This window comes from Thermomicrobium roseum DSM 5159 (genome assembly GCF_000021685.1).
Lineage (GTDB): Bacteria > Chloroflexota > Chloroflexia > Thermomicrobiales > Thermomicrobiaceae > Thermomicrobium > Thermomicrobium roseum.
Map to the genome: position 1 here is coordinate 409603 of NC_011959.1, position 13455 is coordinate 423057.

Here is a 13455-nt window from a genome sequence, read left to right on the forward strand (position 1 = left end):
GACTCCTCAAACGTAGCATCGGAACAGGTGAGCCGCCTCGTAGAGATAGCGCCGCATACCCTGGCTCTCGCGGATCTCCCGCTCGAGTGCCTCGAGATCGCGGGTCAGCATTTCTGGTGACGGGGCGATCCGGTACTCGGCACGGACGATCCCGAGCGGATCGACGATGACGATGATCGGGTCGACCGTCCCGTCAGGGTGCCGCGGCACGCGGAAGCCACTCAGCGTGAGGTCCAACTCGCGCCGGTCCGAACTTCCCAGAACCCTCCATGGATGCCCATGCTGAGCCAGCGTCTCGCTCAGCACAGCGAGCTGCTCGCGGGAAACCGGCTCGCTGGCGATCCAGATCAATTCCACGCGCCCAGTGGTCTCCGTTCCCGCGACGGCTGTGGCCAGGAGTTGGCCGCGACTCGCACAGTCGGTCCCGCACTCGGCACTGCCGAAGGTGACGACGAGGATCTGGCCGCGCAGGCTATCGCTCGAGACGAGCTTGCCGCTCGGATCCTCGAGTCCGAAGCCCGGAGCCAGGCGCAGGCGCGGCAAAACGCGTGGCGCAGCCAGCGCACTCCAGACGATCGAGAGCGTCGCCAGCAGGAGAACCACGATCAGGGCCAAGCGGCGCACCATGATGAACCATCCTCGATCAACGAACACCGTTCCCTGCTCCCCAGAGCAGGACGAGCGATCATCCGCGCCGCTCATCAGCGTGGGGGCGGAATCGGTGGGCGATGGTCGACACCGGGTGGGATCGTGCCGGTCACAAACAGGGGAGATCGGCGAATGCCGAGCTGAAGAGTGAGGATGGCGGTGGCGACAACCGGTACGAGCGTGCCGAGCGCGAAGGGCATCGCTGGGGCCGTCACGACCGGGCCGTCGGGAAGATCACTGGTCGACGCGTGCTCAGCGGGCGAGCCATGATAGTGACCGGGCAACTCGAAGAGGGCGTGCGGATGCGGGGCTGCTGCGCCGCAGGTGCAGGTCGTCGGGACAACCGTCGCGGCGAGCGCAGCGCCGAACAGGACAGCGATGGTGACGAGCGAGGCGAATCCTCGAAACACTGCCGACCCTACCTCGGTGCTGAACGCAGCACCGTCTCATTCAATGGTACGGCACGAGGGCCCGCACGATACAGTAGGAAAAACCTCGACTCGCCGTAGCGCTGTAACCCTGCTCGCCCAAGGCTGATCGTGGTCAGCTTCGAGAGAGCGCGACGCGAGAGGCGTTCGTTGCGGAGCGAGCGCCGGACGGTCTCGCCAACTCAACGAGGTCGTGGCGACGGCAACGTGCGGCAGCGCGCGGGCTGATGCCCTGGAGGGCACCGCGAGACGGAGAGGTGTCTCCCGCAGGCCGACTATTCAGAAGGGTCAGCTCGCGAAGTGCGGCATCACGCGTTCGACGAACGCCTGGAGCGCCTCGAAATCGACCGGTGGTCGAACCGTCACGTTGATCCAGTCCGCTCCAGCCGCATGATACTCCGCGAGCAGTGCGCTGATACGGTCGGGGCCACCGATGAGCCAGCCTGGCTGTTCGAGTGCTTGGGGCCCGACCTGTTCGACCAGTCGCTCACGGAGACGGGACACGGTTCGCTCGTCGTCTTCCGTGGCCATGTAGAGCCCGACCTGAACGGCGATCTGGAGCGTCGCGGGGTCGCGCCCTTCGACCTCGCACCAGTGCTCCAGTGCTGCTCGCTTCTGGCGGAAGCCTTCCGGGCTGACGTAAGGAATGTTCCAGCCATCGGCATGTCGTGCCGCGATGCGGGCTGTCCGGCGCTCACCGGCACCGCCGATCCACAGCGGCAGCCTCGGCTGGAGCGGTTTGGGATAGACGCGGGCCTCACGGAGCTGAATCCAGCGACCCTCGAACGTCACCGCATCTTCCTGGAGGAGCCGGCGCAAGGCCGTGATTCCTTCTTCCAGCTGATCGAGTCGCTCGCGATCGGACAGGAACGGGTAGCCAAAGGCGCGATATTCCGGCTCGTGCCAGCCAGCGCCCAGCCCGACCTCCAATCGCCCGTTGCTCAAGTGATCGATGGTCACGATCGATTTGGCCAGCAGGCCGATGTTGCGGAACTGAACGGCGAAAACCATACAACCGAACCGGATGCGCTGGGTATCGCAAGCGAGTGCAGCGAGCAGGGCGACAGCCTCGTAGTGTGGGATGCGGTCGGATGTCCGGGCATAAAAGTGATCCCAGACCGAAAACCAGGAGAAACCATGGGCATCAGCGAAGCGCCAGAGTTGGCGGAGTTCGTCAGTCGTCGTGTTTTGCGGACCGACATGAATCCCGAACTGCATCCCCGGCATACCGCGCCTCTTTCCCGATTCAGGGTCCGTTCTCGCGAATCATGCTACCGCGGATCGGTTCCCTTGGCTATGGGCGGCCGAGAGCAGTTTGCGGAGCTTGGCCGCCCATGGTCACTCAGGTGACGAGATCCTGCAGGCTGTACAGTCCAGGTGGTCGGCCGATGAGCCGGCGCGCTGCTTCGAGGGCACCCTGCGCGTAGGCCCGGCGACTCTGCACCCAGTGGGTCACCTCGATCGCCTCGTCGTCGGTCGCCAGCAGGACAGTGTGCCGACCGACTTCGCCACCGGCACGGACGGCATGGATGCCGACTTCGCCGGGTTGGCGAGGGGCGGTCCCCGGCCCGCGGCCGTAGACCAGCGGGCTGGGAGCGGGCTCGCGCGCGGCGAGCAGTGTTCGTGCCAGCGCGAGCGCCGTCCCGGAAGGAGCATCTCGCTTGTGCCGATGGTGCCGCTCGATCAGTTCGACATCCCAGGTCGGCAAGCGCGCGACGAGTTCGGGGAGAAGCCAGTGCAAGAGAGCGATGCCGAGGCTGAAGTTGGCGGCCTGGACGACAGGAACGTGCTGGGCGGCCCGGAGGATGACCGCCTGGTCGTGTTCGCTCAAGCCGGTCGTCCCGCTCACCAGCGGGATACCCGCGTGCGCTGCGGCCTCCGCGACCGCTACGGTCACGGCCGGATGACTGAAGTCGACCACCACATCAGCTCCCTGGACGAGTTCGGCCACTCGGCTGGTGAGCGCGAGAGGTGCTGGGAGCTGTGCAGCGACCTCGTGGGGATCACGCGCTGGACGGATGAGCCCACATACGAGCTGAATATCCGGAGCGCTCGCGGCCAGTTCGAGGACAGCGCGTCCCATTCGTCCGGTGACACCGGTGAGCGCGAGGCGGAGCATCACGCAGCCTCCCCCATCGGTCGTGCGAGAAGCGAAGCAGTGTGTGGACAGCTGGCCAGCGCAGCGAGCAGCCGCTCGCGGTTGGCCGGAGCCAGCGGTGCGAGAGGGAGACGAACAGTCGCGCTGCACAACCCCAACAGTTCCGCTGCCGTCTTGACCGGCACCGGGTTGGTCTCGATGAACAGTGCGCGAGCCAGCGGGAAGAGTTCACCGTGGAGTTGGCGTGCACGGGCGAGGTCGCCGTCGAGTGCTGCGCGAACCATCGTTGCCGTGGCCGCAGGGGCGATATTCGCCAGGACAGAGACGACCCCTTGGCCGCCAACAGCAATGATCGGTAACGTGAGCGAATCGTCGCCGCTCAACACCGAGCTTCGATCACCCACCGCCAGGACGAGTTCGCTCACCTGGTCGAGCGACCCACTCGAGTCCTTGAAGGCGATGACCGGTGCGATATCCAGCAGGCGACGTGCCGTCTCGGGAGCGAGATTGACGCCGGTCCGACTCGGGACGTTATAGATGACGAGCGGGAGGTCGACCGCATCGGCGATCGCGGCGACATGACGGTATAAACCGTCTTGCTGTGGCTTGTTGTAGTAAGGCGTGACGACCATGGCAGCGGTCGCACCCAACTCGCGCGCCACGCGGGTTCGTTGAATCGTGACCATCGTGGAATTTGTTCCCGTGCCGACGATCACCGGGACGCGGCCCGCCGCCTGCTCGATCACGACCGCCGCGACGCGCTGCCATTCGGTATCGGACAAACTCGGCGTCTCGCCGGTCGTTCCGCAGGGGACCAGTCCATCGACCCGGTTGGCGATGAGCCAGTCGACGAGGTCGCGCAGTCGCGGCTCGTCGATCTCCTCACCAGCGAAGGGCGTGATCAAGGCAACGAACGTTCCGCGGAGCATGCTGTTCCCTCCTCGTTGCATCACGCAAAACGACTCGAGTCCGCGCCGCAGCACCGCGATGAGTGCGCTGTTTCCCGGGACATACCTGCCCGCTCATCGCCGGGTGCCCGACGAGATGTCGATCGGTTGTTGCCTGGAGTGTCTCAGCTCGTGAGGGAACAGCGTTTCAGGGGATAGACACGACGCGGGGCTCGTGCCGAGCAGCGCGACTGCTGGGCCGACGTCATCCGATCGAGGGCTCGTGCACGTTCGCTCATCTCCTGCATCCTTCGGTCGAGCCCGCACCTTTTGTGAGAGTAGCAAGTCTCCGACGCCTCGTCAAGAGGGGATGATGTCAGCGATGGGCCATCGCCTACCGAGTGTGTTCGCCTCGGTCTCAGCTGATTGCATCGCCGAGGGCGGAGTCGAAGACCGGTTGGTTCAGATCGACGAGGCCGCGCTGCACGGTCGCACCGAGCAGTGACTGGAGTTGCTCGCTGAGCCAATCGGCGGCTGCGACGGCAGCGGCCGCCGTGACACCCTGAAAGGCATCGATCGGGAAGAGAATCGTGCGCGAATCCGGCGTGACGAGGCCGGTCCGGCTCTGGCGCCACACCCAGCGCCGAGTCCGGACGTCGTGGTCATGGACGTACACGATTTCTCCGACCTCCGGCTCTTCGGGTGCGCCGTCACCGAGAGGCAGGAAGCGATCGCCAGGAAGGCTCGCACGGACGGTCAGGCCGTTCGGAGCGGTGGCCAGATCGTGCGCGCCGATGGGGACGAGAAAACGGAGCGACGCTGCATTGGCGAGATCGACGGCCGGGTTGATGCTCGGGGGAGGGTTACCCTTCAGTGTCCGGCGGACGAGCGCTTCGACCGAACTCTGATACGTACTAGCGGACCAGCCGAGCCGGCGAAATGCCCGTCGCCAGACGTCGATCTCCGGCAAGGCCTTAGGGTCGATCGCTCGCCAGCGCTCGCAGGCGAGACGGGCGCTTTCCGCGAGTAGTGTCCGGGCTCGTTCGACGTGCCGCCGGTTCTCGACTCGGTCAGCGACGAGCACGATGACCAAATAGTCGGGAAACTGCTCGAAGACTTCCGAGGAAACGCAGAAGACGGCCATCCCGTCTGTCGCCTCCCTCTATCCTGTCGTGCCGCATGGTTGGAGGATCCCGCGGCGCGCGACCTGCTCGTAGAGCCTGGCGACGACTGTCGTGACCCGATGCCAGGAGAAACGGAGCGCGGCCTGCCGAGCACCGACTTGCAAGCGCGTGCGGAACTGGTGGTCGGTGAGAACACGAACAGTCGCGGTTGCCAGTGCGGCGGGGTCGTTGGGTGGAACGTGCAAACCGGAAACCTCGTGTTCGACGCTGAAACGCAAGCCGCCGACCTGACTGGCGACGACCGGTGTGCCGCAGGCCATCGATTCGACGGCGACGAGGCCGAACGACTCGTAGTGGGAGGGGATCAGGCACACGTCTGCTGCATTGTAGAAGAGCGGGAGTTCTCCCTGTGGTCGCGAACCGAGGAAGCGGACGGTTTCGGCGATGCCGAGTTCGCGGGCATCAGCTATGACGCGCGAGAGGGCTGCGTCCGGTCGCAACCCAGCTGAGGAATCGAATCCACCGCCGAGGAAGAGGAGGAGCGGCTGGCGCGGCGCCAGTTCTTGCGCGATCCGTTGCCAGGCGCGCAACAGAACGTCGATTCCCTTGACCGGGTCGATCCGACCGATGAAGAGAGCGACCGGGCGATCGAGCGGAATTCCCAGTCGACTGCGGGCGGCTGCACGATCGAGGGGTCGGAAGTGCTCCGCGTCGACACCCGGTGGCACGGTACACAGCCGAGAAGGTGGCGCGCCGAGTTCGTTGACGATCGTCTCGCGCTCGTCCGGATTGGCCGCGATGATCGCATCGGCGACCCGCGCCAGGCCCTGCTCGACCTGGAGACGGAGCACCGATTCCGGTGGACTCGCCTGCACACTGTTCTTGAGGACAGCCAGGGTGTGGAACATGTGCACGAACGGTACGTCCCAATAGCGCTGCAAGAGGTGCGCAGCCCAACCAGAGAGCCAGTAATGGGCGTGGACGATATCGTAGGAGAGTTGCTGGCGATGGACGAGATAGGCCAGTTCGCTCACGAACGTGGGGAGATAGCAGAAGAGCTGTTCCTTCGGTAAGGCGGTGGCGGGCCCAGCGTCGAGCGCGTAGACGCGAACACCCGGGAACGGCTCGACGAGCGGTGGGACGGCAGGATGATCACGGCGAGTGTAGATATCGACTGCGACGCCGCGCTGGGCGAGATGCCGACTCAGTTCCCGGATATAGACGTTCATCCCGCCAGCGCTACCGATGCCAGGCTGGGCGAGCGGTGATGTATGCACGCTGAGCATCGCGACGCGCTGGATTCCCGGGGCTGGGAAGAACTCCCGGTGTTCGCGGGTGGGCTCCACGCCTCTCTCGCTCCCTCTCTTCCGCACGTGCCCGAAACAAAACCACCGGAGGGGAAACCGGTGGCGCGAGACTCGCGTGCTCGGCGCCCGCGGAGGGACTCGAACCCCCGACCACAGGGCTTAGGACGCCCCGGCTCTTTCCCCTGAGCTACGCGGGCGCACATCCCAGCGCATGCTCAATTCTAGCGAAGGATGATGACACGGTGCCAGCGCTCCTTGGCAGTGCCTTAGACAGTCTGCTATACTGCTTGCGGTTGGACGGGGAGTGGCGCAGCCCGGTTAGCGCGCCGCGTTCGGGACGCGGAGGTCGGAGGTTCGAATCCTCTCTCCCCGACTGCGGGGGCCGGTCGAACCGGCCTTTTTTGTTCCAGGCGGAGTCGCATCATGGGCGATGAGAAGAGCGCGCCGACGAGGGTCGAGCAGCAGCGACTGCGCGCGCTGCCGTCGGTCTCCTCACTGATCCAGCATCCGGCGATCGCACCGTATGCACGAGAAGTCGGGGCGCGGAGCCTGACGCGTCTGGCACAGCTCGTTTTGGAGGAAGCTCGCCAGGCGATCCTGGCTGGCCGTGCGACCGGTGATGTCGTCGCCGTCCTGCAACGAAGACTCCAAAAGCTGTCCCAGCCGCGCCTCCGCTCGGTGATCAATGCGACCGGCGTCATCATTCATACCAACCTCGGCCGGGCGCCGGTGAGCGATGAGGCGGCGCGTGCCATGGCGGAGGTGGCAGGCCGCTACACGGCGCTGGAGATCGAGTTAGAGAGTGGGCGGCGGGGCGGACGGATGAGCGAACTCAGTCAGCTCCTCTCGCTTCTGACGGGAGCTGAGGCTGGGCTCGTCGTCAACAACAACGCAGCTGCTGTCTTGCTGGTCTTGAGTACGTTCTGTGCCGGCCGGGCAGTTCTCGTTTCGCGCAGCCAGGCCGTGGAAATCGGAGGCGGTTTCCGGATTCCCGACGTTCTTCGCCAAAGCGGTGCCCGGCTCGTCGAGGTAGGGACGACCAATCGGACCTACGTCCGCGACTATGCCGAAGCGATCAGCGATGACACGGCGGCGATTCTCTCTGTCCACTGGAGCAATTTCCGGATCATCGGCTTCACGGTACAACCGGAGCTCGGAGAACTCGCCGAACTCGCTCATGCGCGTGGACTTCTGCTCATCGAGGACCTCGGGAGCGGCGCATTGCTCGATACTGCAGCCTATGGGCTCGCCCACGAACCGACTGTCCAAGAAGCGATCGCTGCCGGCGCCGACCTGGTCTGTTTCTCGGGCGACAAGTTGCTCGGCGGTCCACAGGCAGGCATCATCGTTGGGAGGCGAGAACTCATCGAGCAGGTCGAGCGACACCCGCTGGCGCGTGCGCTCCGGGCGGACAAGACCGCGTTAGCGGGTACGGCGGTGACTCTTCGACATTACCTGCGTGGGGAAGCGATCGACAAGATTCCTGTCTGGCGCATGATCGCCACACCGCTCGCTGCGTTGGAGGCGCGTTGCCAGACCTGGCAATCGGCGCTCCGGGACCTGGTCGAGACGGAGATCGTCGCGACCGATGCGACGGTCGGTGGAGGATCCTTGCCCGGTGAAACCCTTCCCAGCCGGGCGCTCGCACTGGGGGCAGAAGCGATCGCCGAGGTCGTGCCTGGCCTGACCGTCGAGGAACTCGCGCGCCGCTTGCGTACTGGCCAGCCGCCTGTCGTGGGGCGAGTCGAAGCCGACCGCCTGCTCCTGGATGCCCGGACAGTCTTGCCAGAGCAAGACGAGGCACTCGTCGAGGCGCTACGCCGTTCTCTCGCCATCAGTTGACCGGATCCCGCGTATCGCGGAAATAGGGGCTGCGTTCCGGATAGAACTCGGGGAAGCGCTGCTTGAGCGCTTCGATCAACTCCAACGCACGCCGGAGTTCGTCCCGGTCTCCCCGCTCTTCGGCATCGCGAACCTCGCTCAAGAGCGAACGCAACCGCTCGTCGTGACGTTCGCGACGGAGCCTGCGAAAGGCTTCCCGGATAGCCTGGCGAGCGAGCGGCACGGGGAGGTCGGGTTGTGTCGCGAATCGCTGGCGCAGCTGGCCGATGTCGTCCCGGAGATCCTCGGCTAGCGCTGCGTCGTCGAGCGGTTGACCGGCGAGGAGCAGGCTGACGAGTTCGCGATAACGGGCATCGGTGATCGACTCCAGGTCGATTTCGCCGACCAGATGGGCTGCTGCCTCGGGATAGCGTAGGAGAAGGCCGACGAATTGCTGCTCGGTGGAGAGCGGCCGAAGGATTGCCGCTGCTGTCGTCTTGGGTGAGGGTTCTCGAGTCGGTTGGCGTCGGAGCGAGGCGAGAAGGCGTCGAACCGTCTCTTCAGGCAGACGCAGCCGGGCCGCAACCGAACGCGTGTAGAGATCGACCTGAACCAGGTCGCCGAGTTCGAGGAGGAGCGGGGCGATGCGTTGGAGCAACGCGGTGGCCGCTCGAGGATTCGCGGGAGGCTGCTCACCGAGGAGCACGTCCAAGTAGTAATCGACGAGCGGCACTGCATGGGCGAGCGCTTCGTCCCAACGGGTGCGATCTTGCCGGATGAGGTCGTCGGGGTCGAGGCCCTCCGGGAGCACCACGACGGCGAGTTCGACATCCAGGGTGCGCTCGAAGCGAATGAGTTGGCGGGGATCGACGACGGCACGCTCTCCCTCGGCGAGAGCGTGGCGAAGCAGCTCCAATCCACGCAAGGTCGCCTGGCGTCCGGCGACATCGGCATCGAGCGCGAGCAGGATACGCTCGGCGAGACGGCGGAGGTGTCTCCCCTGCCGCTCGGTCAAGGCGGTGCCGAGCGAGGCGACGGTGTTCGAGTAGCCGAACTGATGCGCTGTGATCGCATCCAGATAGCCTTCGACCACGATTGCGGTACGCTGCTGGCGAATCGACTCCTCGGCGAGATCGATCGCGTACAGCACACTTCCTTTGTCGAACAGTGGGGTTTGTGGCGAGTTGAGGTATTTGGGTTGTGCCTCGCCCAACGTGCGTCCTCCGAAGCCGAGGATGGTACCGTGTCGGTCTCGGATGGGGAAGATGAGTCGGTTGCGGAAGCGGTCTACGAGAGAGCCATCGTCTCGGCGCACGACGAGGCCGGCAGTGACGAGTTCCTCCGGTCCGGCACCGTGCTGAGAGAGGTAACGGGCGAGTGCACTGGGCGCATCGGGTGCGTAGCCGAGCCCGAAGCGCTCGGCGGTAGGGCGATCGATACCGCGCCGTTCGAGGTAGGAACGCGCTGCCTCACCGAACGATGTCCCCCACAGCACGTGCGCGAACCATGCCGCGGCCAAGCGATTCAGTTCGGCCAGTCGGCGACGCTGCTCGTCTTCGGCACGTTCCTCCGGTCGGGGTGGCGAGAGCGTGATCCCTGCCCGCTCGGCCAGTCGCTCGAGGGCATCGCGGAAGTCGAGTTGCTCGATGCGCATCAGGAAACTGATCGCGTCACCGCTCGCCCCACAGCCGAAGCAATAGAACGATTGCGTTTCGGGAAAAACATAAAAAGAGGGGGTTTTCTCCTGGTGAAAAGGACAAAGGGCCTTGAAGTTTTTCCCGGCTTTGCGCAGCTGGATGTACCCGCCGATCAGGTCGACGATATCGATGGCTTCTCGGACTCGTTCGACGTCCTGGCGTCCCATCGATCTATCCGAGGAATGTCCAAAAGCGCGGTAGCCAGATCGCTTCGAAGCAAGCGAGCGCGTAGCGATCCGTCATGCTCGCGACGTAATCAGCAGCGATGCGTTCGACCGACTCGTTCTCGAGCATCTGGCGGAACGTGGCTGGCATCTCGTCCGGATGCGTGACGAAGTGCTCGAAGAGGAACTGGATGATCCGCTCCGCCTTTCGCGTCTCTTCCAACCGGTTGAGTGGCTCGTAGACGCGCTCGAACAGGAAGCGACGCAACTGATTGGCTGCTCTTTCCATCTCCGGCGACAGACGAATGACTGGTTGGCCAGGAGTGCACTCGTCGAGCAGGGGAGCAGAGGTCGCGACGACATCGGCGACGAGACGATGGATCCGCTCTCCGTGCGTTCGTCCGAGCGTGTCGAGCACGTCCGCTGGGGCATCGGTCAAGGTGATCATGCCCGCGCGAAGGGCGTCGTCGAGATCGTGATTGATGTAGGCGATACCGTCGCTGATCTTGACCACTTGTCCTTCCGGCGTCGAAGGCCAGCCGGCGATTGGGCTACTGATACTTTCTATCGTCTTCGAGTGACGCAGGATACCGTCCCGCACTTGCTCGGTCAGGTTGAGCCCTTGGCCATCGCGCTCCAAACGATCGACGACTCGCAAGCTCTGTTCATTGTGGCGAAAACCGGGAAAAACAGCGGCGAGAGCACGCTCGCCGGTGTGACCGAACGGCGTATGACCTAGATCGTGAGCGAGGCCGATCGCTTCGATGAGATCCTCGTTGAGGCGGAGTGCACGGCCAATCGTCCGAGCGATTTGTGTGACTTCGAGCGTGTGTGTCAAACGGGTCCGGTAGTGATCCCCGGGTGGTGCGATGAACACTTGTGTCTTGTGCTTGAGACGGCGGAATGCTTTCGAATGAATGACCCGATCACGATCGCGTTGATAGGGCGTGCGGAACGGGCATTCCGGCTCCGGTTGCTGACGCTTGGCGTGCCGACTGGACGTGGCCCGCGGATGCAGCCACTTCGCTTCTCGCTCCTCCAAGAGGAAGCGTATGGTCGGCAGAGCCGTCTCTTCCATCTCGTCGCGCACCTTCCTGGTGAGAGAGTGTACGAACGCTGTCCGTGCTCTGCCAGCCCACTTCTTATCGTTCGGAGAAGAGCGAGCCCCCGGCGCAACACGGGGGCTCGTGGCGAGACTCGGTTGGCGTCGTACGCGTCCGTTACGACCGGCGGGCGCGGGCGACTTGCTCGCGATAGCGGCGGGCTGGTTCCGCGTAGGGGGCGGGACCGACCGTCACCCACACCTCAGTCTGCACGTGCCGCTCGACCGACGGCTTACGCGAACCCCCGTTCGGCTCTCCCCAGACCACGCGCAGTCGCGTCCCCTCCTGGGCATACTCCGAGCGCACCGTCGCCAGCGAGAGCACCCGCTCCTCGTTCGAGGAGAAGCCGGTGAACATCGCAAAGCCGACGACTTCTCCAGCATCGTTGAGGACAGCGTCGTACATCCAAGTCGCGTACTGGGCCAAGGGGAGATCGAAGTACTTGTAGCGCTGGCCCTTGGGGTGCGTGACGAGACTGCTGATGACGCGCGCGGCCTCGTCCGGATCCCAGACCAGCGTCACCTTCTTGCGGTGTGGCTGGTCCTTGAGCCGCTCGAGGGCGGCTCGGCCGACGAAGTCGTGATCGAACTTGATCAGGCGACCATACCCCAGATCCCACGGGGTCAGGTAGTAGTCTTCGATCCGGGGACTGACGAAACTTCCACCCAGCGAGCCGATCGCTTCGTAGGCCGTCGCGGGGAGCCACCGCCGGTAGGCCTCGAGCGCCGGACTGGTGTAGATCGCCGGCAGCGGATTGGGAATCCAGCCGGATTCCAATGTGTTGGTCGCATAGGCGCGGCTACCGACATGGCGGATGCCGAACTCCTTGCCGGCTTCGAGGATGGCGGCCTTGACGGCGGGGCCATCGGCGAAATCGCCGAAGAACTCAGCGCCGGCCACCCCGCTCATGCCGTGGTGGAGGAGGCTGACGCGCTTGCCGGCGATCGAGACGCGGGTGAAGTGGAAGAAGGGGAGGTCGGGTGGGGGGCCGCCGAGCAGTTTCTCGAGGAGCATGGGGGCGTTGGGGCCCTGGATCTGGAAGCGGAAGGTCTTGCGCGGCTTGTGGGGATCGGTGACCGACCACTCGTCACGCTCGAAGGAGACGGCGGCACCGCTGGTCGCGGCGTGGAACTGGACCCAGTTATGGACAGAGGGGCGGCCGACCAGCTGGAAAGTACCGTCCTCCAGGTAGAAGAGGATGACGTCGCCGATGACGTACCCCTCGGGGGAGACGGGGACGTACTGCTTGGCCTGCCCGGGCTGGAAGCCCTCGAAGGAGTTGATGCCGAGCTGGCGGAGGAGGGCGAAGGCATCGGGACCACGCAGGAAAAGGTCCGTCATGTGGTAGGAGAGGTCGAAGAGGCAGACGGTATCCCGCCAGGCGTGCTGTTCGTCCCGCCAGTTGGTGAACTCAGGGGGGACGACGGGGTAGACCCGGGCGCCGGTCGGGTTGTGGTAGAGCAACTCCTGCACGCTCGGTGCGCGCTCCAGTACCTCCTGCAGCGTGCGCGGTGTTTCGCTGGTCATGAAAGCGATCCTCCCTCGCTGTTCGGGTCTCCGTGCCAACCGCACTCAGAGAGAGGGGACTCGGTCCAGTGAACTGGACAGCCTTCCCCCGAGCTGCTCTCTGTGCTATGGGGCAGTCTAAGGGTTTAGCCATAACTGGACAAGAGTTGTGTTCGTCTATGCTGAACGAGGAAGGCGGCGATGGTCGCGGATCGTGGCTGCCGAGCTTCCCACGCTCGTATAGGGCCTGGTTCGGCGGTGCTCGGGCCGCTCTGAGCGAGAGGGTAGTCGGAGGAGGGCGACCAGTGCTGGCAGAAACGCCTGAAGGTCCTGTGGGGAAGTCGGAATCGGTCAGTGGTATGCTGGAAATGTGTTGCTGGGTGCGGTGAGGAACGCACTGATGAATGTCTTCGTTTGCCCGAAGTGCTTCGGACGGATGACGATAGTCGAGCGGCATCGAGTGGTATTCGAGCGGTGCACGGAGTGCGGTGGAATCTTTCTCCACCGTGGGGGCTCGAGCAGGTGATCCGTGGGGAAACCCAGTACTATAAGCGCCAGGCAGTACGTGATGGCGAGGAGAACGCATTCGAGAAGCGACGTGATGACCGGCGCAAGAGGAAGTTCCGGCACTTCTTGGAAGAGTTCCTCGAGTTCGATTGACCCTCGACATGG

At 64.6% G+C, this 13455-nt stretch carries 13 protein-coding genes and 2 tRNA genes; 4 read left to right on the top strand and 11 right to left on the bottom strand.

Annotated elements, in window-relative coordinates; genetic code table 11:
* Positions 1-6: 6 nt before the first annotated feature.
* The 8 genes from TRD_RS01895 to TRD_RS01930 form a co-directional block, all read right to left on the bottom strand.
* Positions 7-654 (bottom strand): SCO family protein, encoded by a 648-nt coding sequence (locus TRD_RS01895; RefSeq protein ID WP_012641817.1) that lies wholly within the window; start codon positions 652-654, stop codon positions 7-9.
* A gap of 47 nt (positions 655-701) precedes the next feature.
* Positions 702-1058, bottom strand: a complete 357-nt coding sequence (locus tag TRD_RS01900) for a hypothetical protein (protein ID WP_012641818.1) — start codon at positions 1056-1058, stop codon at positions 702-704.
* Between the two features lie 306 nt (positions 1059-1364).
* Positions 1365-2303 carry an LLM class flavin-dependent oxidoreductase gene (locus tag TRD_RS01905; RefSeq protein WP_012641819.1) on the bottom strand — a complete coding sequence of 313 codons (939 nt, stop codon included), beginning with the start codon at positions 2301-2303 and terminating at the stop codon, positions 1365-1367.
* Between the two features lie 115 nt (positions 2304-2418).
* Entirely contained in the window at positions 2419-3195 is a 777-nt protein-coding gene (gene dapB / locus TRD_RS01910) for a 4-hydroxy-tetrahydrodipicolinate reductase (RefSeq protein WP_012641820.1), read from the bottom strand.
* Positions 3195-4103, bottom strand: coding sequence for a 4-hydroxy-tetrahydrodipicolinate synthase (gene dapA / locus TRD_RS01915; RefSeq protein WP_012641821.1), 909 nt, complete (start codon positions 4101-4103; stop codon positions 3195-3197). Before dapA ends, dapB begins: the two co-directional genes overlap by 1 nt.
* Positions 4104-4479: 376 nt before the next feature.
* Positions 4480-5205 (bottom strand): B3/B4 domain-containing protein, encoded by a 726-nt coding sequence (locus TRD_RS01920; protein ID WP_012641824.1) that lies wholly within the window; start codon positions 5203-5205, stop codon positions 4480-4482.
* A gap of 18 nt (positions 5206-5223) precedes the next feature.
* Positions 5224-6531, bottom strand: coding sequence for a glycosyltransferase (locus TRD_RS01925; protein WP_012641825.1), 1308 nt, complete (start codon positions 6529-6531; stop codon positions 5224-5226).
* Between the two features lie 84 nt (positions 6532-6615).
* Positions 6616-6689: transfer RNA gene (locus TRD_RS01930), tRNA-Arg, on the bottom strand.
* A gap of 101 nt (positions 6690-6790) precedes the next feature.
* On the opposite strand from TRD_RS01930, the gene TRD_RS01935 reads away from it, so the two are divergent.
* Positions 6791-6865: transfer RNA gene (locus TRD_RS01935), tRNA-Pro, on the top strand.
* A gap of 50 nt (positions 6866-6915) precedes the next feature.
* The gene (gene selA, locus TRD_RS01940; protein ID WP_012641826.1) at positions 6916-8334 is read left to right on the top strand and encodes an L-seryl-tRNA(Sec) selenium transferase; all 1419 of its coding nucleotides are present in this window, start codon (positions 6916-6918) and stop codon (positions 8332-8334) included.
* Here selA and dnaG read toward each other — a convergent pair.
* The 3 genes from dnaG to TRD_RS01955 all read right to left on the bottom strand — a co-directional run bounded on the left by dnaG (position 8327) and on the right by TRD_RS01955 (position 12804).
* Complete coding sequence (gene dnaG / locus TRD_RS01945) at positions 8327-10177, bottom strand: DNA primase (RefSeq protein ID WP_012641827.1); 1851 nt, start codon at positions 10175-10177, stop codon at positions 8327-8329. The two genes, selA and dnaG, sit on opposite strands and share 8 nt — an antisense overlap.
* 4 nt (positions 10178-10181) lie before the next feature.
* Entirely contained in the window at positions 10182-11252 is a 1071-nt protein-coding gene (locus TRD_RS01950; protein ID WP_041435914.1) for a deoxyguanosinetriphosphate triphosphohydrolase, read from the bottom strand.
* A 142-nt stretch (positions 11253-11394) separates the two neighbouring features.
* Positions 11395-12804, bottom strand: coding sequence for an aminomethyltransferase family protein (locus TRD_RS01955; protein WP_012641829.1), 1410 nt, complete (start codon positions 12802-12804; stop codon positions 11395-11397).
* A 379-nt stretch (positions 12805-13183) separates the two neighbouring features.
* On the opposite strand from TRD_RS01955, the gene TRD_RS15325 reads away from it, so the two are divergent.
* Both TRD_RS15325 and TRD_RS14805 read left to right on the top strand, forming a co-directional pair.
* A complete protein-coding gene (locus TRD_RS15325; protein WP_012641830.1) occupies positions 13184-13309 on the top strand; it encodes a zf-TFIIB domain-containing protein in 126 nt (41 codons plus the stop codon).
* Positions 13258-13443, top strand: a complete 186-nt coding sequence (locus TRD_RS14805; RefSeq protein ID WP_169302271.1) for a hypothetical protein — start codon at positions 13258-13260, stop codon at positions 13441-13443. Before TRD_RS15325 ends, TRD_RS14805 begins: the two co-directional genes overlap by 52 nt.
* Positions 13444-13455: the final 12 nt, after the last annotated feature.

Bases quoted from the DNA above. Each gene is read 5' to 3' on its own strand.
- TRD_RS01950 (WP_041435914.1), bottom strand. From the start codon at position 11,252: ATGGAAGAGACGGCTCTGCCGACCATACGCTTCCTCTTGGAGGAGCGA.
- TRD_RS01955 (WP_012641829.1), bottom strand. From the start codon at position 12,804: ATGACCAGCGAAACACCGCGCACGCTGCAGGAGGTACTGGAGCGCGCA.
- dnaG (WP_012641827.1), bottom strand. From the start codon at position 10,177: ATGGGACGCCAGGACGTCGAACGAGTCCGAGAAGCCATCGATATCGTC.
- dapA (WP_012641821.1), bottom strand. From the start codon at position 4,103: ATGCTCCGCGGAACGTTCGTTGCCTTGATCACGCCCTTCGCTGGTGAG.
- TRD_RS01920 (WP_012641824.1), bottom strand. From the start codon at position 5,205: ATGGCCGTCTTCTGCGTTTCCTCGGAAGTCTTCGAGCAGTTTCCCGAC.
- TRD_RS15325 (WP_012641830.1), top strand. From the start codon at position 13,184: ATGAATGTCTTCGTTTGCCCGAAGTGCTTCGGACGGATGACGATAGTC.
- TRD_RS01905 (WP_012641819.1), bottom strand. From the start codon at position 2,303: ATGCCGGGGATGCAGTTCGGGATTCATGTCGGTCCGCAAAACACGACG.
- selA (WP_012641826.1), top strand. From the start codon at position 6,916: ATGGGCGATGAGAAGAGCGCGCCGACGAGGGTCGAGCAGCAGCGACTG.
- dapB (WP_012641820.1), bottom strand. From the start codon at position 3,195: ATGCTCCGCCTCGCGCTCACCGGTGTCACCGGACGAATGGGACGCGCT.